This is a genomic window from Mesorhizobium sp. WSM4806, from assembly GCF_055811635.1.
The window spans coordinates 52,256-74,252 of record NZ_JBVVQZ010000006.1 but is presented as its reverse complement, the minus strand read 5'-3'; the positions used below and the strand labels follow the sequence as shown (position 1 = coordinate 74,252).

Sequence of the window (21,997 nt, the reverse complement as noted above, 5' to 3'; positions counted from 1 at the left end):
CGTCAGATCGCTGCGTTCAAGGCCGCATAGTAGCCCGCATAGTCAGGCCGCTTCTTGAGCACTGTTTCCAGATATTCCTCAAGCACTGCCTTGTCCTGTACCGGGTCTTTAACGATCGCGCCGACAAGGCTGGCGGCGAGACCTTCGGCGCCGAGCTTGCCGCTGTCGAACCACGCCGCTTGGCTCAGCCCGCCAACCATCGTCGCGATCGCCTCGGCGGTCGACAGCGAGCCCGAGGGCGTCTTCAGCGTCACCTTGCCGTCGGCGGTCGCACCGGACCGCAATTCACGGAAGATGGTCAATACCCGGGCTATCTCCTCGCCGACATTTTTCGGCACCGGCAGGTCGAGCCCGCCGGCCATCTCGTCGACCCGCTTGGAGACGATCGCCACCTCTTCAGCCATGTCTTCCGGCAATGGCAGCACCACGACATTGAAGCGACGCTTGAGTGCCGAGGAGAGTTCATTCACACCCTTGTCCCGATTGTTTGCCGTGGCAATGACGTTGAAGCCGCGCTGGGCATAGATCGATGTGTTCAATTCCGGGATCGGCATCATCTTTTCGGAAAGTACGGTGATCAGCGTGTCCTGCACATCCGAGCCCATGCGCGTCAGTTCCTCGAGCCGGCAGAGCTTGCCGGTCTGCATGGCGCGGTACAGCGGCGTCGGCACCAATGCTTCCTGGCTCGGGCCCTTTGCCAGAAGTTGCGCATAGTTCCAGCCATAGCGGATCTGGTTCTCGTCGGTGCCGGCCGTGCACTGCACGATCAGCGTCGAGTCGCCCATGATGGCGGCGGCCAGATGTTCCGACACCCAGGATTTGGCCGTGCCGGGAACGCCGAGCAGCAACAATGCGCGGTCGGTGGCGAGCGTTGCCACCGCGGTCTCCATCAGTCGGCGGCGACCGACATATTTTGGCGTTACCGGCGTGCCGTCACCGGCCTTCCCGCCCAGCAGATAAGTCAGCACAGCTTGTGGCGAGAGGCTCCAGCCGGCAGGCTTTTGCCTGTCGTCACCGCGCGCCAGCGCCTGCAATTCAGAGGCATAGGCCTGCTCGACCGGGAGACGGATGGCAGCGTTCATGTGAATTCTCCGGATTGATCATGTGTCGGTTCTAGACTGATGTTCGGCCAGCGCCGCGTTGAGACGCAGGACACTGAGTGATGGGGCTGCGGGCGGCATGCCGGCTGCGACGACCTCGTCGATCAATTTTGCTGCCGTGGTCGCCGTGGCAAGGAAGCCGATCGTTTCCAGTATATCGTCGGCGCCTCGGCGCATGGCGTCGTCGTTTCCCGCAACGGCGGACCGCAGCGCCGCAACAGCCGACCCATTCGAAAGATCGCCCCATTCCAGCCAGCCAGCATCAATGCCTTCCGCCAGATTGATCGCGTTGAGGTAATTCGCTTGCTTGAGGATCAGCCGGACGAGGGCTCGTTTTCTGCGACTGTCCAGGCGCGGCGTGAGGTGCAGTACGAACAGCGCTGGCTTGCCGCCATCGGCGACAAGTGCGTCGGCCATATGCGTCACCGCGGCGTCGCTCCCCGAAGCGGCGACCATTCGTGCGATCAGGATGTCGGCATTGTTGTCGGCGCCGAATTGCCAGGCGCCTATGAACTCAGGTTCGGTAGCACTGAACCGCGCGGCCAGGTCGACGAGATTGCAGGTCTCGAACAATTCGGCGCGACGCGTCTCCTGCGCCGGCGATTTCAACTTCGCCGGCGTGTAGATGCTGCGGCGGCGGATGAAGCCGGATTTGCCTTCGCTGATGAAAGCGGCGAGTTCAGCTGCGGGATCACCCGGTCCGCCATCGTCTGAACGGCCGTGCTCTCCCAACCTTGCCAGCAGCCGGCCAGCCAGTTCGCGCACCTTGCCGGACCTGTCGGCGGAAAGGCTTTTAAGGAACGGCGCGTCCTCAGGATTCAGGCCGAAGCGCATGAGTTCGACGAGCGCAAGCCTGACCTCGGCGGGCTCGCCCGACGCCTTGGCCTCGATCAGCAGTCGAGCCGAAGCCGGTTCACTGCGGCGCATGTCTGCCAGCGCGATGCGTCGCGCGGCGGGATAGAACTCATCCCAATTTTCCGCCGTCAGTTTCTCTTGCGGGGCATGTCTCTCCCCGTCCACGCTTGCTTGCCAGTCGATCCAGGGGGCGTAGACGTCCGGACTGTTCTGATCCGACGCGACGGGCATCCAGTCCATCGGATGGAGCACAAAGCCGCGGCTGGCGACAAGCGTCACCACGCGCGTCTTGCGTCGCGCGTCGACCGCATGTTTCAGAGCGGCTCTCAACAGCGGCCGCAACCGCTCCGGCAGCATCGGGAGCGCAAGCCTGGGCAGCGGCGGCCGGCGCTTGAGCGTCTTCGGCGCCGCCGGCCGCAGGGCGACGTCGAGCGCTTGTGCTGCGATTGCCAGGAGCCGGCGCTCCTGCTCGTCGGGACTTGCACCGCCGGCGATCGTCTTCCAGGCGGTCGGAGCCAGATCGAAGGTGGCTCCGCCGGTGATCCAGCAATCGCGCATTGTCGCCAGGCCTGTTTGCTCGCCCTCGTTCACGACAGGTCAAGCCTCCCGAATCCGCTTTGAGCCGCCAGAAGGTCAAGCCGGGCGCCATCCCAGAGCGCTGCCGTGGCCGCAAGGTCGAGGCCGAGCAATGTTTGATTGACAGCGCCTGCGATCGGCAAGGCGATCCCTTGCGGATCATCCGCGGCCTGCCACCAGCCTGTGCCGCGGTCATCGACCAGGATCGCACCAGGCGGCAGTATGAGAGGACAATCGGTAATCCAAGGCGCAGCATCCTGATAGGAAGCATGCGTGGCGAGTGGGTCCTTTGCAGCGCCAAAGCTGAAATCAGGCCACGCGCCGGACGTCACTTCACCCATGCGTTCTGCCACCAGTGCGCGCAGCGGCTTGCGTGATGGATAGAAGACCAGCCGGGCATCGAAACGATCGCCCGGCGCAAAAGCGTTGGACCGGCGTCCGGCAGAAGCCGGAAAATAATCGAGCAGCACGGCAAATTGCGGGGTAGCGCACTTCAGATCGAGCAGCCAGGTCGAATGGCTGACGAGACCGTCACGGCGGCTCTCGATCTTCTCGCCCAGAACCTCCCAGAAGCTTTCGACCTGTCTTGCATCCGGATTGGCCAGAACCTGTTCGCGGGTTCAGAGGTCGATACGAGGCGCTTCAGCTCTGGGTCGTCGGGCGACGCCCGCCATGCCTTGGCCAGCAGCACAAGCTTGCCAAGCTCACGGATCGCCGCATCCGGTTTTTCTTAGCTGCGCAGCGCCATCAGCCGCGAAGGGATCTCGTCGATGCGACCGGCAAGCGCGGTTGCCTTCATGTCGACCAGCCGCGCGGCAATCCGGCGGCAACGGTCGCCGCTGCCGTCGACAAACCCGGAAAGACCAAGCCGCAACTGGTCGGCGATCCATTGATCGAGTTCATCGAGCGCCGCCGACACTGCTTGTCGTGTGTCTTCCGCCCGCTTGCGCTGCGCAGCCTCACGACGCTCCACCGCCGCACCGTCTTCGACGGCGGCGCTGTCGTCCGTCCGTGCAGCCTCATCAATGCTTTTGGCTGCCACACCTTCTATCGGTTGCGCTGGCGGTGGCGTCGTCTTCCTGCGCCGGCCAAGCCAGTCATTCACCCATTCAGGCGAGGATTCAGCGGCTGCAAAACTGGCTGGCGCGGTGGCGGCAATCCACATCAGCGCCAGCGTGTGCTTGCACGGGAATTTTCGCGACGGGCAGGTGCATTTGTAGCCGTGATCGCCGGTGTCGACCACCACCCGATATGGATTGGAGCCGGAGCCCTGGCATTCACCCCAGATGAGCGCCTGGGGCTCATGCTTTTCGAGCCGCGGCCAGTTCGATCGTTTGGTCAGCTTGGAGGCGGCGCTCAGCGACGCCTGATCGGGAGCAAGCGCCTCAATGGTCTTCAAATCGAATTCCAAGCCGCGCCCCTCGTGACTCGAACCAAACACCTGTCGCCAGGATAGATAGCCGTTCGTGAAGAATTATTGTAGCTCTCGCAATGTGAAGATCGATACTTCTCGGCCCCTGTCCTCCTTGCCCGAATTCGCCTGATCCGCAAGCGAGCTCCACCGCCATTCGGCGGGCAGAGCATTTTCAGCAAATCGGCGGTTGGCGTCGGTCAGCCCAGTTATGCGCTCATTGAACGGGAGCAGGCCTTTGCGGCCATGCAACTGGTTCGCTTGGAGCGAGCCGTTCAGCCTTTGCCCTTCAGGTCGACAGGCATGGCATTTCAGACTGGCACCGCCCTGCACGATGGCTGCTTCAGCAGGCCTTTTTTTGCCCTCTCAAGGTGATTTGAACGCTGCGACGCTTGACTCCTGCGACACCTTGTGAAAAATTTTGCATCACCTGATAAAAATATCTTAGGGCGGAAATGGTTGGTTTTGGAAACGGCCTCCTGCGCGACGATGAAACCAGTATGGCGACGCGCGCCGCCTGGCTCCATTATGCTGGCGGGCTGACCCAGTCGGAGGTTGCCAAGCGGCTTGGCCTGACCAGCCTCAAGGCGCATCGCCTTATCACCAAGGCCAATCAGGAAGGGCTGGTCAAAGTCTATATCGACGGCGAAGTGTCGGAATGCGTCGCGCTTGAAGACGATTTGTCCAGCCGCTACGGCCTCGATTATTGCGAGGTCGTTCCCGACTTCGATGGCGAGGACTTGCCGCTCAAGGCGCTCGGCATCGCCGGCGCGCAGTTCCTCAAGCGTGAGATCGAACGCGGCGAGGATACGCTGATCGGCGTCGGCCATGGCCGCACGCTCGCCGCCTGCGTCGAATATCTGCCGCGCATATCGGCCGAAAAGACCCGATTCGTCTCATTGCTCGGCGGCCTGACGCGCAAGTTCTCGGCCAATCCGCACGACGTCATTCACCGCCTGGCCGAACGGACCGGCGCCGAAGCCTATGTGATGCCGGTGCCGATGTTCGCCAACACGGTCGAGGATCGAACCGTGCTGCTTGGGCAGAAGGGCATCAGCGAGGTTTTTGATCTCGGCAAGGCCGCCGACCTGCTCATCGCCGGCATCGGCACTGCCGAGCGCGAGGCCTCGCTGGTCGCTACCGGAATGATCGAGAAGGGCGAAATGGAGGAGATCCGACGCAACGGCGGTGTCGGCGAACTGCTCGGCCATTTCTTCGACGATGCTGGAAAGGCGGTCGAGACGACGCTTTCCAACCGCGCGCTGGCGCTGGCGCGCGAAGACATCAGCAATCGCAGGATTGTCGCCGTTGCCGGCGGCAAGGTGAAGGTTCGTGCCATCAAATCGGTGTTGGAGGGCCGCTATCTCAAGGGCCTGGTCACCGATGAGCGGACGGCGCGAAAACTCGTGGAGCAGACGCCGGTCGGGTAGCCGGCAGCCATTCGATTGAAACTACCCTGTGGAGGAGAAGACAAATGCATGAGAAAGAAAAAGACCTGATCGACGCGTTCCTGCGCGGACAAGTCGATCGTCGTGGGCTGATCAAGGGCCTTGGCGCGATGGGCCTTGCCGCCGGCACGGCCGGAACGCTGCTCAACCTGGGGCAGACCCGTGCGCTGGCGGCGGATTTCGACTGGCAGGCGCACAAGGGCAAGACCATCAAGCTCTTGCTCAACAAGCATCCTTACGCGGATGCGATGATCGCCAACCTTGAAAACTTCAAGAAGTTGACCGGCATGGAAGTCGTCTACGACGTCTTCCCGGAGGATGTCTATTTCGACAAGGTCACCGCTGCGCTGTCGGCCAGCTCGCCTGAATACGATGCCTTCATGACCGGCGCCTACATGACCTGGACCTATGGCCCGGCCGGCTGGATCACCGACCTTAACGAGTGGATCAAGGATCCGACCAAGACCAACGTGAACTATGCCTGGGACGACTTCCTGCCCGGTGTCAGGAAGTCCTGTGCCTGGAACGGTCAGCCCGGCGGCGTGCTCGGTTCCGACGACGCCAAGCAGTGGTGCATTCCGTGGGGCTTCGAACAGAACAACATCACCTACAACAAGGGCATGTTCGACAAGGTCGGGGTCAGCGTTCCCGGCAATATGGACGAGATGGTCGCTACGGCGGCCAAGCTCACCAAGGATGTCGGCGGCGGCGTCTACGGCATCGGCGTGCGCGGCTCGCGCTCCTGGGCGACGATCCATCCCGGCTTCCTGTCGGCCTATGCCAACTTTGACCAGAAGGACCTGAACGTCTCGGCTGACGGCAAATTGTCGGCCGCGATGAACACCGCCGAATCCAAGGCCTTCCACAAGCAGTGGGTCCAGATGATCCAGGAGAGCGGCCCCAAGGACTGGTCGACCTACACCTGGTATCAGGTCGGCACCGACCTTGGCGCCGGCGCCTCGGCGATGATCTTCGACGCCGACATCCTCGGCTACTTCATGAACGGCGGCGACAACAAGATGGCCGGCAAGCTCGCCTTCTCTGCCTTCAAGGCCAATCCCGCCGCCAAGGCTCCGACGCCCAACATCTGGATCTGGTCGCTGTCGATGTCCAATTTCTCGAAGGACAAGGACGCCACTTGGTACTTCATGCAATGGGCATCAGGGCCCGAGCATGCACTGTTCGGTGCGACTGAGATGGACTTCGTCAATCCGGTGCGTCAGTCGGTCTGGAACGACCAGATGTTCCGCGAGAAGCTGAACAAGAGCTATCCGGGTTATGTCGAGATGTTCGACGTTTCGGCGCCCGGCGCCAGCATCAAGTTCACCCCGCAGCCGCTGTTCTTCGATCTGACCACCGAATGGGCGGCGACGCTGCAGAAGATGGTGGCCAAGGAAGTGCCGGTCGACGAAGGCCTCGACATGCTGGCCAGCAGCGTCGACGGCCAGCTCAAGGAAGCCGGGCTCGGCTGAGTCCTGGCGGCCGGCCGGCCCGCTGCTGCGGGCCAGCCGGCCATTCCACTGCGAAGCGGCGCCTGGAGCATCGGACCCAAATCGGTTTTGGGAAATTCCGATGTTCAAACAACGGCGGTGCCGCCACTCGCCCAACCGGCCGCCTAGCTCCCTGGGCGGCCGGCAGGGCGAAGCAATAGAGATGACGGGTGAGCCACGATGACTACGGCGACAATGCAAAGAAACAGGCCTTCCGGCTTCAGGATCAGCAAGAAAGTGCTGCCCTATGTGCTCAGCCTGCCGGCCTTGCTCGTCTGCATCGGCATCCTGATCCCGTTCTTCACGTCGGTCGTCTACTCGTTCCAGCGCTACCGGCTGAGCCAGCCCTGGGCGCGGCAGTTCAACTGGGGCGACAACTACATCTCGTTTTTCACCGACCCGAGGTTCTGGAACACGCTGGAGATATCGCTGCTCTATGCCGGCATCACCGTGCTGCTTGAACTGCTTCTCGGTCTCGGCATCGCCATGCTGCTGCAGAAGCGCTCGACGCTGAACAACTTCATCTCGATCATGCTGTTGATGCCGCTGATGACGGCGCCGGCGCTTGCCGCGCTGATGTGGAAGCTGATGACCAATCCCGGCTTTGGCGTGCTGAGCTACCTCGCCAGCCTGATCGGATTGCAGGATTTCCGCTGGGCTTCGTCGCCGTCGACCGCGCTTTTCACGGTGGTGCTTGTCGATGTCTGGGTCTACACGCCCTTCATCATGATCCTGCTGCTTGCCGGCCTGCGCAGCCTGCCAACGCAGCCCTTCGAGGCGGCGGCACTTGACGGCGTGCCGCGGAGTTTTGTGTTCTTCCGCATCACCTTGCCGATGCTGACGCCCTACATCCTGACGGCGACGCTGTTTCGCCTGCTGGATTCCATCCAGCAGTTCGACATCATCTATGCCATGACCCAGGGCGGTCCGGGCGACACGCTGACCGTCTTCCAGGTCGAGGCCTATCTCAATTTCTTCCAGTCGACCAATGTCGGCCGCTCGGCGGCGCTGATGATCATCCTGTGGGCGATCACCTATTTCCTCTCCAACATCTTCATCAAGAACTGGCTGCGGCTGCGCGAACGCGCCCGCGGCCTGGCATAGGAGGCCGGGATGGAACACACCTCGCTTCTCGAACGCATCCTGCGTGGCATAGCGCTGACGCTGGTCGTGATCTTCTTCATGTTCCCGATCGTCTGGATCCTCATGATGTCCTTCCAGACCAACGAGACCATCCTGCGGATTCCGCCGCAGCTTGTCTTCAAGCCGACGCTGGCCAACTACACCGCGCTGATCACCGGCAAGCTGACCACGGCGGCCGGCACGCTCGACATCGCCTTCATGCGCAACCTGTGGAATTCGGTGTTCCTGTCGGTCACCTCGGTCGCCGTCGCGCTGCTGCTCGGCGTCCCCGCCGCTTACGCCTTTGCCCGGCACAAATTCCGCGGCTCGGAGGACATCGCCTTCACGCTGCTGTCGTTCCGGTTCGCGCCGGCGCTGCTGGTGCTGCTGCCGCTCACCCTCTATTTCCAGAAGCTTGGACTGGCCAACACCTATATCGGGCTGATCTGGGTCTATCAGCTGATCTGCCTGCCGCTGATCCTGTGGATCGTGCGCGGCTATTTTGAGGACATCCCGGCCGATATCGAATATGCCTATCGCATCGCTGGCCATTCCTGGTTCGCCACCTTCCGCAAGATCGCGCTGCCGCTCGCCGGCCCCGGCATCGCGGCTGCCGGCCTGCTCGCCTTCATCTTCGCCTGGAACAATTTCATCTTCGCGCTCGTGCTCGCTTCGGCCGACAAGCAGCCGGTGACGGTCGGCGCGCTCGCCTTCATCACCTCCTCCGGCATCCAGTACGGCCAGATCTCGGCAGCGATCGTGCTGTCGATCACGCCGACGCTGGCGCTCGCCCTTTACGCGCAGCGCTATCTCGTCGAAGGCCTGTCGCTCGGCGCGGTGAAAGGATAGCTTCGATGGCCAGCCTCGAATTGCGAAATGTCGTCAAGCGCTACAAGAGCCAGACTGTGCTCGACAATCTGTCGTTGAGCGTCGCCGACGGCGAAACCCTGGTCCTGTTCGGACCGTCCGGCGCCGGCAAGACGGTGCTGCTGCGGCTCGTCGCCGGCGTCATCGACCCTGATGAGGGAAAAATCTTCATCGGCGGCGAGGACATGACCGATCTTGACGCCGAGTTCCGCGGCGTCGGCATGGCATTCCAGAATTTCGCGCTGTTTCCGCACATGACCGCCTTCGACAACATCGCCACGCCGCTTCAGGCCAAGCGATCGTCGCAAAGCGCGATGAAGGCGGGTGTCGAGAGCGTCGCCAAGCTGCTGAAGATCGGCCACGTGCTCAGCCATAAGCCACGGGCGCTGTCCAACGGCCAGAAGCAACGCACCGCGCTCGCCCGCGCTCTGGTCGGCTCGCCGCCGGTGCTGCTACTCGACGACCCGCTGCGCAACGTCGATGCCAAACTGCGCTTCGAAATGCGGCTCGAACTGCCGAGGCTGCTGGCAGATCGCGGTGCGACCGTCGTCTACGTCACCCAGGACTACAAGGAGGCCATGGCGCTCGGCGATCGCATCGCGGTGATGTCGCAAGGCGTCATCAAGCAGCTCGGCACGCCCGAGCAGATCTATCGCGAGCCGGCCAACATCGAGATCGCGCGGCTGTTCGGCGATCCGACAATCAACCTGCTCGACGTCAAGCCGTCGCGCGATGCCAAGGGCATCTATGTCGGTCTGTCGAATGTCCAGGTCCATCTGACCGGCGCCTATGACGCCACGGTCGGCCGCGATTGCGTGATCGGCTTGCGGCCCGAAGCGCTGCGCTTCGTCGACGAAGGAACACCCGCGGCCATTCCGGTGACCGTCGAGGCGGAGACGCCGCTCAACGAAAAGATCGTCACGCTGGTGCGCACCGTGCGCGGTCGCGAAATCCTGGTCTCCCGGCCGGCCGGAACAGCGGGTCAAACCGAGGGCAGGGCCCATATCGCCGTCGACGGCAAAAGCGCCCTGCTGTTCGATCGTGCCAGTGGCGACCGTATCGGCTCGAAAAACGTCGTCAATTTGCGCAGCGGAGAAGCGGCATGAGCCAGAGCGCACTCACCATTTCCGGCGTCGACAAATTCTACGGCCCGATCGACCGAGGTGTGCACGCCGTTCAGAATCTGACGATGGAAATCGACAAGGGCGAGATCGTCGCACTGCTCGGCTCGTCTGGCTGCGGCAAGACTTCGACATTGCGCATGATCGCCGGCTTCGAAGAGGTCTCGCGCGGCAGCATTTCGGTTGCCGGCCGCAAGGTGCACACGCTGCCGCCGGTCAGGCGCAATGTGGCGATGGCGTTCGAGGGCTATTCGCTGTATCCGCCGCTGACCGTGCGCGAGAACATGGCGTTTGCGCTGAAGGCGGCCAGGCTGCCGAAAAGTCAGGTCGACGCGAAAGTTGCCAGCATCGCCAAGCTGCTCGAGATCGAGGACATTCTTGAGCGCTATCCGAGTTCCATCTCCGGCGGCCAGCAGCAGCGCGCCAGCCTCGGCCGGGCACTGATCCGCGAGGCCGACCTGCATCTGCTGGACGAACCGATGGGCCAGCTCGAGCCGCAGCTTCGCGCGGTGCTGCGCGGCCGCATCAAGCACTTCATCAAGGAGCGCGGCTTGACCGCGATCCTGGTCACTCACGACCAGACCGAGGCCAATGCATTGGCCGACCGGATCGCGGTGATGGAAGGCGGCGTGCTGCAGCAGTTCGATACGCCCAATATGCTCAAGCAGCGGCCGGCCAACCTGTTCACCGGCACGTTCGTCGGCGAGCCGCCGATGAATGTCTTCGAGGCCTATGTCGGCACGGCCGCCGACAAGATCAATCTGCGGCTGCCCGACGGGCTTTCACTCGACTATGACAAGGACGCGTTCAGCGGCTCGGTTCGCGACGAATTGCTCAAACGGCAGCGGGTCGTCATCGGTGTCAGGCCCTATGCGGTTCGCCGCTCGAAGGACGGCGTGCCGGCGACGGTTTCGGCCAACCAATGGCTCGGCGACCAGACCCATATCGCGGCGGATTTCGCCGGCGGCTCGCTGGTCCTGGTCGAACATGACCGGACCCGGCTGGAGCTTGGCGCGCCGATCAACATCAGCATCGATCCGAAAAATCTGCACGTCTTCGATCAGTCCAGCGGCATGGCCATTTCGCACGGCATGGAGCTTGCCTGATGCGGGATGTGCTGATCGGCATCGACGCCGGCACGTCTGTCATCAAATCCGTCGCCTTCGACACGGCGGGCCGGCAGCTCGCGGCCGCGGCGGTACCGAACCGGTACGAGACCTTGCCGGGCGGCGGCGCCGAGCAGGATCTGGCACGCACCTGGACCGATACGGCGACCACATTGCGACAGCTTGCCGACAAGGTGCCGGACCTCGCCAGCCGCATCATTGCGATCGCGGTGACCGGGCAGGGCGACGGCACCTGGCTGATCGACAAGGACGGTGAGCCGGTCGCCAAGGGCTGGCTGTGGCTCGACGCGCGCGCTGCCGCCATCGTCGAGGAGATCCGCGCGCGCCCCGATGACCGGCTTCGTTTCGAAAAGACCGGCAGCGGGCTCGCGGCCTGCCAGCAGGGGCCGCAGCTTGCCTTCATGAAGCGCAACGCGCCTGACAGGCTTGCCGGCGCCGCGACAGCGTTCCATTGCAAGGACTGGCTCTATTTCAACCTGACCGGCGAACGCGCCACCGATCCTTCCGAGGGCACCTTCACCTTTGGCGACTTTCGCACCCGCGGCTATTGCGACGAGGTGCTTGAGGTGCTCGGCGTCGCCGACCTCAGGCATCTGCTGCCGCCGATCGTCGACGGCACCAGGCATAGCGCCGGCCTGTCGGCGGCGGCTGCCAAAGCGACCGGGCTGCTTTCCGGTACGCCGGTGGTACTGGCCTATGTCGACGTGGCCTGCACCGCGCTCGGCGCCGGCCTGCTCGACCGCGAGCGCAAGCCTGGCTGCTCGATCATCGGCTCCACCGGCATGCATATGCGGCTTGCTCAGACGCCGGACGAGGTGCTGCTCAACGAGGCCAGGACCGGCTACACGATGACGATGCCGGCGCCCGGCGTCTTTGCGCAGATGCAGTCGAACATGGCAGCGACGCTCAACATCGATTGGATCCTTAGCCTCGCCTCCGGCATACTCGCCTCGCAAGGCATCACCCGCAGCAATGGCGAGATGATCGCGCTGGTCGACGAATGGATATCGTCATCGGAGCCGGCCTCGCTGCTCTATCAGCCCTATGTGTCGGAGGCCGGCGAGCGCGGGCCGTTCGTCGATGCCAATGCCAGGGCCGGTTTCGTCGGCATTTCGTCGCGGCACGGTTATGCCGATATGGTTCGCGCTGTTTTTGAGGGGCTGGCATTCGCGTCGCGCGATTGCTACGCCGCCATGGGGCCGTTGCCGAGCGAAATCCGGCTGACCGGCGGCGCGGCCAGAAGCCCGGCTCTGCGCAAGATCCTCGGCGCTGTCGTCGGCGCCGACATTCGCACCAGCCAACGCGAGGAAGCCGGTGCGGCGGGCGCCGCGATGATCGCTGCGGTCTGCGTCGGCCAATACAGTTCGATGGACGAATGCGTCGGCGAATGGGTCACGCCGCTGCTGGGCGCGACGGAACCGAGCGACCGAAAACTTGCCGCGATCTATGAGCGGGCGGTTCCGTCCTACACATTGGCGCATGAGGCGCTGCGGCCGGTCTGGCGGTCGATGGCCGCGTCCAGGGCAAACTGAGAAGTCGAGCATGCGTAAGAAGATTGCAATCATTGGCGACCGCTTCATGCTTCCCGAGGTCTTTCGCGAGAAAATCGAGAAGGCCTGCGGCGACAATCTCGACATCCGCACCCTTGAGGCGGCCTGGCCCGACGAGCCGATGGAATTCGGCAATGCGGCGCTCGGCCTCGACAAGGTGAAGGAGTATTTTGGCGATCCGGACGAGGTGGTCGATTTCATTGGCGACGCCGAGATATTCGTCACCCAGCTTGCGCCGCTGTCCGAGACCATGATGCAGCGTCTGCCTGCGCTGAAGCTGGTTGCGGTCTCGCGCGGCGGCCCGATCAACATCGACATGGTTGCCGCCAGGGCCCACGGCATCACCGTCGTCAATGTGCCCGGCCGCAATGCAAGTGCTGTGGCCGAATTCACCATCGGTGCGATCCTTGCCGAGACGCGGCTGATCCGGGTCGGGCACGAGGCCTTGCGCAAAGGGGAATGGCGCGGCGATCTCTACCGGGCCGACCGTACCGGCCGCGAGCTCAACGAAATGAGCGTCGGCGTCATCGGCTACGGCAATATCGGCACCAAGGTTGTCCGCCTGCTGCGCGCCTTCGGCTGCCGCATCCTGGTCACCGATCCCTATGTGCAACTGAGCGCCGAAGACCGCAATGACGGCGTCGAACTGGTCGCGCTCGAAGATCTCCTGTCCCGCTCCGATGTGGTCACGCTTCATCCCCGGGTGACCGAGGAAACCCGCGGCCTCATCAACAAGGACATCATCGCTCGGATGAAGCCGGGGGTGATCTTCGTCAACACCGCGCGCGGGCCGCTGGTCGATTACGACGCGCTTTACGATGCGCTGGTCTCAGGCCATATCGGCAGCGCCATGCTGGAGACGTTCGCGGTCGAGCCGGTGCCTGCCGACTGGCCGCTGCTGCAGCTTCCGAATGTCACCTTGACGCCGCATATCGCCGGCGCTTCCGTGCGCACGGTGACCTATGCGGCCGAGCAAGCGGCCGAAGAGGTGCGCCGCTTCATCGTCGGGCTCCCGCCGGTCAACCCGTGCTGAAGGTCGCGGCAGCCATGAAACGCAATCCAGGCATAGAGGATCCGGCGAGATGAGCGGCGCCACTGAAATCGTCGATCTGTTCGTCATCGGCGGTGGCGTCAATGGCGCCGGCATCGCGCGCGACGCAGTCGGCCGCGGGCTTTCCGTCATCCTGTGCGAAAAAGACGATCTCGCCGAAGGCACCAGTTCGCGATCGGGAAAGCTCGTCCATGGCGGCCTGCGCTATCTCGAATACTACGAATTCCGGCTGGTGCGCGAGGCGCTGATCGAACGCGAAGTGCTGCTTGAATCGGCGCCGCATATCATCTGGCCGATGCGCTTCGTGCTGCCGCACAGCCCGGACGACCGGCCGGCCTGGCTGGTCCGGCTCGGTCTGTTCCTCTACGATCATCTTGGCGGCCGCAAGCGGCTGCCGGGCACCCGCACGCTCAACCTGCGCACCGCGCCCGAAGGCGCACCGATCAAGGATGCGTTCAAGCGCGGTTTCGAATATTCCGATTGCTGGGTCGACGACGCCCGTCTCGTCGTCATCAATGCGCTCGACGCTGCGGAACAGGGAGCCAGGATCTTCACCCGGACCGCCTGCACCGCCGCCCACCGTGAAAACGGCCTGTGGTCGGTCGAGATGCGCGACAGCCGAACCGGCGTCAGGACCACGGTTCGGGCGCGTGCGCTGATCAACGCCGCCGGTCCCTGGGTCAACGACATCATCAACCGCGTGGCTGGCCAGAACTCCAAGCGGAATGTCCGGCTGGTCAAGGGCAGCCACATCGTCGTGCCGAAATTCTGGGAAGGGCGGCAGGCCTATCTGGTCCAGAACAGCGACAAGCGCGTGATCTTCATCAATCCCTACCAGAACGATCTGGCCCTGATCGGCACCACCGATATTCCCTATGAGGGGCGGCCGGAAGACGTGGCGGCGGATGCCAGCGAGGTCGACTACCTGATCAAGGTGGTCAACCGCTACTTCAAGCGCGAACTTGCCCGCGACGATGTCATCTACTCGTTCTCGGGCGTCAGGCCGCTCTATGACGACAACTCCGACAATCCGAGCGCGGTGACGCGCGACTATATTTTCGAACTCGACGCATCATCCGGGCAGGCGCCGCTGCTCTCCGTCTTCGGCGGCAAGATCACCACCTTCCGCAAGCTGGCCGAGCATGCGCTGGACCGGATCGCACCTTTCTTTCCGAAAATGGGCAAGCCGTGGACGTCGAAAGGCTACCTGCCGGGTGGTGATATCGCCAACGCCGATTTCGAGCAGTTCCTCGGCGATCTCGGCCGTGAATTTCCCTGGATGCCGGCATCGCTGGTCAAACACTATGGCCGGCTCTACGGCACTAGGACGCGCGTTGTGGTCGGTGCGTCCAGGTCGCTCACCGAACTGGGCCGGTGCTTCGGCAAGGATTTTTTCGAACGCGAAGCCAGTTATTTGTTCGAGCATGAATGGGCGCTGACCGCTGCCGATATTCTCGAACGGCGCACCAAGCACGGCCTGCATCTGTCCGCCGCGGAAAGAGCCGCCTTCGAGGACTGGTGCGTTGGCCGACTGGTGAGGGCAGGCTGATGACTTTTACGCTTTCCCTAAACACCAATCCGCTGGTCAACCGTTTTGCCGAACCGGACGATCTGATCGACGCGATCGCCTACGACATCGGCATCCGGGACGTGCAGCTCACGCATGAATTCGTCAATCCCGGCTGGCCGGCGGCGACGATCTCGAAATTCGTCCGCCTGTTCCGCACGGCGCTCGACCGCACCGGCGTGCGCGTGACGTCCGGGATGACCGGCCCTTACGGGCGGCTCAACCATTTCGGCCATCCCGACGCCGACGTGCGCCGCTACTACGTCGATTGGTTCAAGACCTTTGCCGACATTTCGGCCGAGCTCGGCGCCAGCGGCATGGGCACGCAGTTCGCGATCTTCACGCACCGGGATTTTGACGATCCCGAGCGTCGCGCGCGGCTTTTCGACATCGCGCTGGAATGCTGGCGCGACGTCGCCGAGCACGCCAGGGCGGCCGGTTTGACCTATCTGTTCTGGGAGCCGATGTCGGTCGGCCGCGAATTCGGCCATACGATCGAGTGCTGCCGGTCCCTGCACAACGAGATCGAAGCGGCCGGCATGGCCATCCCGCTGAAGATGATGGTCGATATCGACCATGGCGACGTCACCTCGAGCAATCCGGACGACATCAACCCCTATGCCTGGGCCGAAGCCTTTCCCACGGTATCGCCGATCATCCACATCAAGCAGTCGTCGATGAACAAGGGCGGCCATTGGCCGTTCATCGCCGCCTACAACAAGGACGGCCGCATCACACCGGAAAAATTGTTGGAGACGGTTCGCCGCGGCGGCGGCGTCGACAACGAGATCTGCCTCGAACTGTCGTTCCGCGAACGCGAGCCGGTCGACCACCAGGTCGTCGCGATGATCCGCGAGTCGGTCGATTATTGGGCGCCGTTTATCGAGACCGGCAGGGCGGCGATTTTGCCGCGAACAGGATCGCTTCAGGTTTGAAGCCGTCCTCGACTGGATTATCCACGTTCGCGCTGCCCCTCACCTGCCTGCCGGCATCCTCTCCCCGTATAGGGACGGGGAGAGGGGAGCTGTCGTCGCCGGTTTCGCCAATCGCCGGCGCAGCAAGCACAGCGCCGACGTTGCGGCCAGCCCCTTCTCCCCGTCACTATACGGGGAGAAGTGCCCGGCAGGGCGATGAGGGGCAGCGCCGACTCCGACAATTGGTCGTCTCCAGCACTGTAGAAGCCTCAACGACTATACTGTGCTCATGCCTGCCTCAACACGTCAGCCGAACTTCGGGTCGAGACTGCCCGACTTGTAGCGCTTGGCCATTTCCGAGACCGGCAGCGGCTTGATCTTGGGGGCGTTGCCGGCGGTGCCGAACTGCTCGAAGCGCTCTTTGCACAGCTTCCTCATCGCGGCCATTGCCGGCATCAGATATTTGCGCGGGTCGAACTCGCTCGGGTTCTCGGTCAGCACCTTGCGGATCGCTCCGGTCAGCGCCATGCGGTTGTCGGTGTCGATGTTGATCTTGCGCACGCCGTGCTTGATGCCGCGCTGGATCTCCTCGACCGGCACACCCCATGTCGGCTTCATCTGGCCGCCATATTTGTTGATGATCTCCTGCAGTTCTTCCGGCACCGAGGATGAGCCGTGCATAACCAGGTGCATGTTCGGCAGGCGGCGGTGGATCTCCTCGATCACGTTCATGGCGAGCACCGCGCCGTCCGGCTTGCGCGAGAACTTGTAGGCGCCGTGGCTGGTGCCCATGGCGACGGCCAGCGCATCGACATGCGTGTCCTTGACGAACTGCACCGCCTGCTCCGGATCGGTCAGCAGTTGGTCGTGGCTGACGGTGCCCTCGACGCCGTGGCCGTCTTCCTGTTCGCCGCCGCCCATCTCCAGGGATCCGAGAACGCCGATCTCGCCTTCCACCGACACGCCGCCCCAATGCGCCATGTCGACGACGCGCCGCGTGATGCCGGAATTATAGTCGTAATCGGCCGGCGACTTGCCGTCCTCCTTCAGCGATCCGTCCATCATCACCGAGGTGAAGCCGTGCTGGATCGCGGTCACGCAGGTGGCTTCGTTGTTGCCATGGTCGAGATGCATGCAGACCGGGATATCGGGATGGATCTCGACCAGCGCGTCGATCAGCTTGGCCAGCACGACGTCGTTGGCATAGGCGCGGGCGCCGCGGCTCGCCTGCAGGATGACAGGCGATTTGGTCTCCTTGGCCGCCTCCATGATGGCAAGGCCCTGTTCCATATTGTTCATGTTGAAGGCAGGCACGCCATAGCCGTGTTCGGCGGCATGGTCGAGCAATTGTCTCAATGTGATGCGAGCCACCCAATGGTCTCCCGTATTTGGTTTCAAGCCTATGGTTTGCGAGCTGTCCGGTCGTCATTCAGCCCATTGATGCTTCTGGCCGGATTTCCGGAGAACCGCAACCTCTGGCCATGCCGGCGAGAGCAATTCTTGTTACAAGGCAGCGATCAGAAGCAAGGAATATCCCAAGGAAATGTAACACCATCACAAATAACTTGGCATGTATGCGATTTTATCTGCTATAATAGCTTCTATCAGCCGTTTCTGCCAGGGCGGACGCGGCGACGCGAATTAAAGGAAACAGGCTGGACGATGAAGAGCGACGGCCGGCGGCAAGGCATCATGGATTTTCTGATGGACACCGGCACGGCCAGTGTCGATGACCTTGCCTCGCGCTTCGGCGTGTCGAAGATGACCGTCCATCGCGACCTCGACGAGCTCGAGGAAAGCGGCTTCCTGCGCAAGATACGCGGCGGCGCCTCGATTCAGCCGAGCGGCCTGTTCGAAAGTGATTTCCGCTACCGTCAGAAGCAGGCCGCCGAGGAGAAGCAGCGCCTGGCGGTTGCCGCCGTGGCTGTCATCGAACCGGGCCAGACGGTGATCATCGACGACGGCTCGACGGCGGGCGGCATTGCGCGCCACCTTGCGGATCTGCGCCCGATGACCGTGATCTCCAACAATCTGGCCGTGATACAGGATCTGGCCGGCGTTGCCGGTATCACCCTGATCGCGCTCGGCGGCCAGTACAGCAAGAAATTCCACGGTTTCTTCGGCCTGCTTGCCGAGGACACGCTGAGATCGTTGCGCGCCGATGTCGCCTTCCTGTCGTCGTCCGCCATCCACGGCGTTTCCGCCTTCCACCAGGACCAGGAAGTGGTCCATACCAAGCGGTTGATGATGGCCGCGGCCGCCCGCAAATATCTGCTGGTCGATCACGGCAAGTTCGGCCGCACCGCCCTGCATTTCCTGACCGATCTCAAGGCGTTCGACGCCGTCTTCACCGGTCGAGAACTGGGACCGCAGATGCGCGAGGCGCTGGATGGCGCCGGCGTTTCGCTGACACTGGTCGAGAAGGACTAGACCATGATCCCGAAAAGTGGGAACCGGTTTTCGGGATCATGGTCAAAGAAGAAGATAGAGCCCCATCCCGCCTCGCGGGATGGAACAGGCTCTAGAAGGAGGACGCGTGGCTTACTGGGTCGGCACAAGCTGGAAAATGAACAAGACGCTTGCAGAAGCGACTGACTTTGCCAGGGCGCTGGCGGGGTTCGTCCCCGGTTTCAACGACCGTATCCAGCCCTTCGTCATCCCGCCCTTCACGGCGGTCCGCGAGGTCAAGAAAGCGCTGGCATCGACGCGGATCAAGGTCGGTGCCCAGAACATGCACTGGGCCGACGCCGGCGCCTGGACCGGCGAGATCTCGCCGGTGATGCTGACGGACTGCGGGCTCGATCTCGTCGAGCTCGGCCATAGCGAACGGCGCGAGCATTTCGGCGAGACCGACAATACGGTTGGTCTCAAGACCGCAGCGGCGGTGAAGCACGGGTTGGTGCCGCTCATTTGCGTCGGCGAGACATTGGCGCAACGCAACAGCGGCCAGGCCGATGCGGTGCTGGCCTTGCAGGTGCACGGCGCGCTGCAATACCTCGAAGGCCAGGCCAAGGCGGCGACGATCCTGTTTGCTTACGAACCGGTCTGGGCGATCGGCGACAAGGGCATTCCGGCAAGTGCCGACTACGCCGACAGGCAGCAGGCGCTGATCAAGAAGATCGCCGGCGATCTTCTGCCGGCCATGCCGCCGGTGCTTTATGGCGGCAGCGTCAATCCGCAAAATGCCGCCGAGCTGATCGGCCAGCCTCATATCGACGGACTGTTCATCGGCCGCTCCGCCTGGCAGGCGGAAGGCTATATCGACATCCTCGAACGCGCCTCGGCGGCGATCTAGAGCATGATCCCGAAAAGTGGAATCCGGTTTTTCGGAAAAGATCATGCTCAAACAAAAGATAGCATGATCCCGAAAAGTGGAATCCGGTTTTCGGAAAAGATCATGCCCAACAAAAGTTAGAGCCCCATCCCGATGCCATCGGGATGGAACAGGCTCCAGAGCAATCGAACAGGAAAGGACAGAAAAATGAAAATAGCCATTGGGGCCGACAGCGCCGGCAAGCCGCTGCTCGACGTCATTGCCGCTCACCTGGCCACCAAGCCCGGCCTCTCCGTCAGCGACGTCAGCCAGGCCGGCTACTATGCCGACCTGTCGCAGAAGCTCGCCCAGACCATCCTCGACGGCGAAAACGATCGCGGCATCTTGTTTTGCGGCACCGGCATCGGCGTTTCCATCTCGGCCAACAAGGTGCCCGGCATTCGCGCCGCACTCACCCATGACACCTATTCGGCGGAGCGCGCGGCGAAATCCAACAATGCCCAGATCATCACCATGGGCGCCCGCGTTATCGGCCCGGAACTGGCCAAGTCGATCGTCGATGCCTGGCTCGCATCGGAGTTCGACGAAAACGGGCCATCGGCCGGCAATGTCCAGGCGATCGACAGGCTCGACGCGGCGAAGCTGGGCTAATGCATGTCGCCCAAAAGCATGCCCTCGGGCGTGAAACGAGGGTGCGCAGCGGTTTTGGGATAACGACATGTATAAAACAGGAGCTTAAGCGCGTCGCATTGATGCGATGCGCTTAAGCCAGGCTTTTTCGCATCGCGCCGATAACGGTGACCGCCGACGCCGCGCCGGGGTCGATGTGTCCGAGCGACCGCTCGCCGAGCCGCGACGAGCGGCCCTTCGCGGCGATCATATCCTTGGTCGCCTCGGCGCCCCGTTCGGCTGCTTCGAGGGCGGCTGCCAGGCTTTCGGACAGGGTCTTGCCGGCGGCATGGGCAGCGGCCGCGGCTTGCGCCGCCGGCAGCCAGGCGTCGACCATCGTCTTCTCGCCAACCTCGGCCTTGCCGCGATCCTGGATGCCTTGCGCCATCGCCTGGAACAGGGCGACGACATCGGCGCCCGCCAGGGCCGCCATGCCTTTGACGGCAGCCGCACCACGCATGAAGGCCGTCGCGTAGAGCGGGCCCGACGAGGCGCCGACGGCGTTGAGGAACGACTTCGCCGCGATGTTGAGCAGAGCCGTCGGCTCGATCGCCGAGAGCTCCAGCGGCGCCAGCGCATCGCGCACCGCGCCGAAGCCGAGCGCCATGGCGATGCCATGATCGGCGTCGCCGATGACCCCGTCGAGCTGACAGAGCCTGTCCTTGTCGGCTTCGATCGCCACCGCGATCGCATCGAACATTCTTTTCAGATCGGCTGCATCGATGGATGTCATGGATGCACCCTTTCAGCCGGCGCGGAACATGGCGCAGTCGCAAGGATGGTCGAGCATCGTCTGCAATTCGGCGTCGAGATGCATCAGCGTCACCGAGGCGCCGGCCATTTCGAGCGAGGTGCAATAATTGCCGACCCAGGTCGCGTGAACTGATACGCCGATGTCATCGAGCCGCTGTTTGACGCGCCGGTTCATGATGTAGAGCTCCATCAGCGGCGTCGAGCCGAGCGAATTGACGAGCACGGCGACCTTGTCGCCGCGTGCCGGCGCCATCTCGTCGAGGATCTTGTCCAGCATCTCGTCGGTGATCTCGTCGGCGGTTTTCAATTTTCCGCGGGCGATGCCCGGCTCGCCATGAATGCCCATGCCGATCTCCATCTCATCCGGTCCGATCTCGAAATTCGGCCGGCGGGTCTGCGGCAGCGAACAGGGCGACAGCGCCACGCCCATGGTGAAGGTGTGATCATTGGCCTTCCTGGCGATACGCTCGCATTCGTCGAATGACAGCATCCGCTCGCAGGCGGCACCAGCGGCCTTGAAGATGAAGAAATTGCCGGCGACACCACGGCGCTTTTGCCTCTGGTCGCGCGGCGCCGATGCCACGTCGTCGGTGGTCAGCACGGTGCGCACTTCGATGTCATCCATCGCCGCCATCTCTGCGGCCATGTCGAAGTTCATCACGTCGCCGGCATAGTTGCCATACATGAACAGCACGCCGGCGCCGCCGCTGGCCGCCTTGGCGCATTCAAGGATCGGGTCCGGCGGCGGCGAGGCAAAGACATTGCCGATCGCCGCCGCGTCGGCCAGCCCCTTGCCGACGAAACCGAGGAAGGTCGGCTCGTGGCCGGAGCCGCCGCCGATGACGAGGCCGACCTTGCCCTGGCGAGGTCCATCGCGGGCGATGATCGAGCGTGGGCTGCCATCCATGCTTTTGAGATGGCGGGGATGCGCGGCCAGAATGCCTTCCAGCATCTCGTCGACAGTGCGGTTGCCGTCGTTGATGATCTTCTTGGTCTGCACCGGCAGCCTCCCGATTTCGGCAATTTCGCAGATAGTACAGCGTGTTACCGGAATTTCCACCCGGGGAGGGAGATTTCACGCGGCAATACGTTCCGGCGCGGC

General features: G+C 63.1%; 21 protein-coding genes. 14 read left to right on the top strand and 7 right to left on the bottom strand.

Annotation, left to right across the window (positions count from 1 at the left end; genetic code table 11):
* Positions 1 to 2: 2 nt before the first annotated feature.
* From AC0L2M_RS11425 to AC0L2M_RS11415, 3 genes are read right to left on the bottom strand one after another with little or no spacing between them, the layout of a single operon-like run.
* The gene (locus AC0L2M_RS11425; protein WP_473534887.1) at positions 3 to 1,082 is read right to left on the bottom strand and encodes an ATP-binding protein; all 1,080 of its coding nucleotides are present in this window, start codon (positions 1,080 to 1,082) and stop codon (positions 3 to 5) included.
* Between the two features lie 18 nt (positions 1,083 to 1,100).
* A complete protein-coding gene (locus AC0L2M_RS11420; RefSeq protein ID WP_473534886.1) occupies positions 1,101 to 2,546 on the bottom strand; it encodes a DUF5691 domain-containing protein in 1,446 nt (481 codons plus the stop codon).
* On the bottom strand, positions 2,543 to 3,001 hold the full coding sequence (locus AC0L2M_RS11415; protein ID WP_473534885.1) for a hypothetical protein: 459 nt from the start codon (positions 2,999 to 3,001) through the stop codon (positions 2,543 to 2,545). Before AC0L2M_RS11415 ends, AC0L2M_RS11420 begins: the two co-directional genes overlap by 4 nt.
* A 45-nt stretch (positions 3,002 to 3,046) precedes the next feature.
* Between AC0L2M_RS11415 and AC0L2M_RS11410 the strand changes: the two genes are divergently transcribed.
* Complete coding sequence (locus tag AC0L2M_RS11410; protein ID WP_473534884.1) at positions 3,047 to 3,265, top strand: hypothetical protein; 219 nt, start codon at positions 3,047 to 3,049, stop codon at positions 3,263 to 3,265.
* Here AC0L2M_RS11410 and AC0L2M_RS11405 read toward each other — a convergent pair.
* Entirely contained in the window at positions 3,262 to 3,942 is a 681-nt protein-coding gene (locus AC0L2M_RS11405) for an SWIM zinc finger family protein (RefSeq protein WP_473534883.1), read from the bottom strand. The two genes, AC0L2M_RS11410 and AC0L2M_RS11405, sit on opposite strands and share 4 nt — an antisense overlap.
* Before the next feature lie 455 nt (positions 3,943 to 4,397).
* Between AC0L2M_RS11405 and AC0L2M_RS11400 the strand changes: the two genes are divergently transcribed.
* From AC0L2M_RS11400 to AC0L2M_RS11355, 10 genes are all read left to right on the top strand, one after another.
* Positions 4,398 to 5,372, top strand: a complete 975-nt coding sequence (locus AC0L2M_RS11400; RefSeq protein ID WP_027152561.1) for a sugar-binding transcriptional regulator — start codon at positions 4,398 to 4,400, stop codon at positions 5,370 to 5,372.
* Between the two features lie 44 nt (positions 5,373 to 5,416).
* Entirely contained in the window at positions 5,417 to 6,862 is a 1,446-nt protein-coding gene (locus AC0L2M_RS11395) for an ABC transporter substrate-binding protein (protein WP_128167495.1), read from the top strand.
* A 198-nt stretch (positions 6,863 to 7,060) separates the two neighbouring features.
* Positions 7,061 to 7,984 carry a carbohydrate ABC transporter permease gene (locus AC0L2M_RS11390; RefSeq protein ID WP_473534882.1) on the top strand — a complete coding sequence of 308 codons (924 nt, stop codon included), beginning with the start codon at positions 7,061 to 7,063 and terminating at the stop codon, positions 7,982 to 7,984.
* A 9-nt stretch (positions 7,985 to 7,993) separates the two neighbouring features.
* Positions 7,994 to 8,851, top strand: a complete 858-nt coding sequence (locus tag AC0L2M_RS11385) for a carbohydrate ABC transporter permease (protein ID WP_023800184.1) — start codon at positions 7,994 to 7,996, stop codon at positions 8,849 to 8,851.
* A 5-nt stretch (positions 8,852 to 8,856) separates the two neighbouring features.
* The gene (locus AC0L2M_RS11380) at positions 8,857 to 9,975 is read left to right on the top strand and encodes an ABC transporter ATP-binding protein (RefSeq protein WP_027152564.1); all 1,119 of its coding nucleotides are present in this window, start codon (positions 8,857 to 8,859) and stop codon (positions 9,973 to 9,975) included.
* Positions 9,972 to 11,096 (top strand): ABC transporter ATP-binding protein, encoded by a 1,125-nt coding sequence (locus AC0L2M_RS11375; RefSeq protein ID WP_473534881.1) that lies wholly within the window; start codon positions 9,972 to 9,974, stop codon positions 11,094 to 11,096. Before AC0L2M_RS11380 ends, AC0L2M_RS11375 begins: the two co-directional genes overlap by 4 nt.
* A complete protein-coding gene (locus tag AC0L2M_RS11370; RefSeq protein WP_473534880.1) occupies positions 11,096 to 12,649 on the top strand; it encodes an FGGY family carbohydrate kinase in 1,554 nt (517 codons plus the stop codon). The genes AC0L2M_RS11375 and AC0L2M_RS11370 overlap by 1 nt, the downstream gene beginning before the upstream one ends.
* 10 nt (positions 12,650 to 12,659) lie before the next feature.
* Positions 12,660 to 13,700 (top strand): 2-hydroxyacid dehydrogenase, encoded by a 1,041-nt coding sequence (locus AC0L2M_RS11365; RefSeq protein WP_473534879.1) that lies wholly within the window; start codon positions 12,660 to 12,662, stop codon positions 13,698 to 13,700.
* 49 nt (positions 13,701 to 13,749) lie between these two features.
* Positions 13,750 to 15,267 carry a glycerol-3-phosphate dehydrogenase gene (locus AC0L2M_RS11360; protein ID WP_473534878.1) on the top strand — a complete coding sequence of 506 codons (1,518 nt, stop codon included), beginning with the start codon at positions 13,750 to 13,752 and terminating at the stop codon, positions 15,265 to 15,267.
* Complete coding sequence (locus AC0L2M_RS11355) at positions 15,267 to 16,220, top strand: sugar phosphate isomerase/epimerase family protein (RefSeq protein WP_473534877.1); 954 nt, start codon at positions 15,267 to 15,269, stop codon at positions 16,218 to 16,220. The genes AC0L2M_RS11360 and AC0L2M_RS11355 overlap by 1 nt, the downstream gene beginning before the upstream one ends.
* Before the next feature lie 285 nt (positions 16,221 to 16,505).
* On the opposite strand, the gene fba is transcribed toward AC0L2M_RS11355, so the two are convergent.
* Complete coding sequence (gene fba, locus AC0L2M_RS11350) at positions 16,506 to 17,570, bottom strand: class II fructose-bisphosphate aldolase (protein ID WP_473534876.1); 1,065 nt, start codon at positions 17,568 to 17,570, stop codon at positions 16,506 to 16,508.
* A gap of 291 nt (positions 17,571 to 17,861) precedes the next feature.
* Here fba and AC0L2M_RS11345 point away from each other — a divergent pair, with 291 nt between their 5' ends.
* The 3 genes from AC0L2M_RS11345 (at position 17,862) to derI (ending at position 20,124) form a co-directional block, all read left to right on the top strand.
* Positions 17,862 to 18,629: a DeoR/GlpR family DNA-binding transcription regulator gene (locus AC0L2M_RS11345; protein ID WP_473534875.1), complete on the top strand. Its 768-nt coding sequence runs from the start codon at positions 17,862 to 17,864 to the stop codon at positions 18,627 to 18,629.
* A gap of 79 nt (positions 18,630 to 18,708) precedes the next feature.
* The gene (locus AC0L2M_RS11340) at positions 18,709 to 19,494 is read left to right on the top strand and encodes a triose-phosphate isomerase (RefSeq protein WP_473478680.1); all 786 of its coding nucleotides are present in this window, start codon (positions 18,709 to 18,711) and stop codon (positions 19,492 to 19,494) included.
* 186 nt (positions 19,495 to 19,680) lie between these two features.
* A complete protein-coding gene (gene derI / locus AC0L2M_RS11335; protein ID WP_027152577.1) occupies positions 19,681 to 20,124 on the top strand; it encodes a D-erythrulose-4-phosphate isomerase in 444 nt (147 codons plus the stop codon).
* A 112-nt stretch (positions 20,125 to 20,236) separates the two neighbouring features.
* Here derI and dhaL read toward each other — a convergent pair whose 3' ends face one another.
* Positions 20,237 to 20,875: a dihydroxyacetone kinase subunit DhaL gene (dhaL, locus tag AC0L2M_RS11330; RefSeq protein ID WP_473534874.1), complete on the bottom strand. Its 639-nt coding sequence runs from the start codon at positions 20,873 to 20,875 to the stop codon at positions 20,237 to 20,239.
* 12 nt (positions 20,876 to 20,887) lie between these two features.
* On the bottom strand, positions 20,888 to 21,895 hold the full coding sequence (locus AC0L2M_RS11325) for a dihydroxyacetone kinase subunit DhaK (protein ID WP_473534873.1): 1,008 nt from the start codon (positions 21,893 to 21,895) through the stop codon (positions 20,888 to 20,890).
* Positions 21,896 to 21,997: the final 102 nt, after the last annotated feature.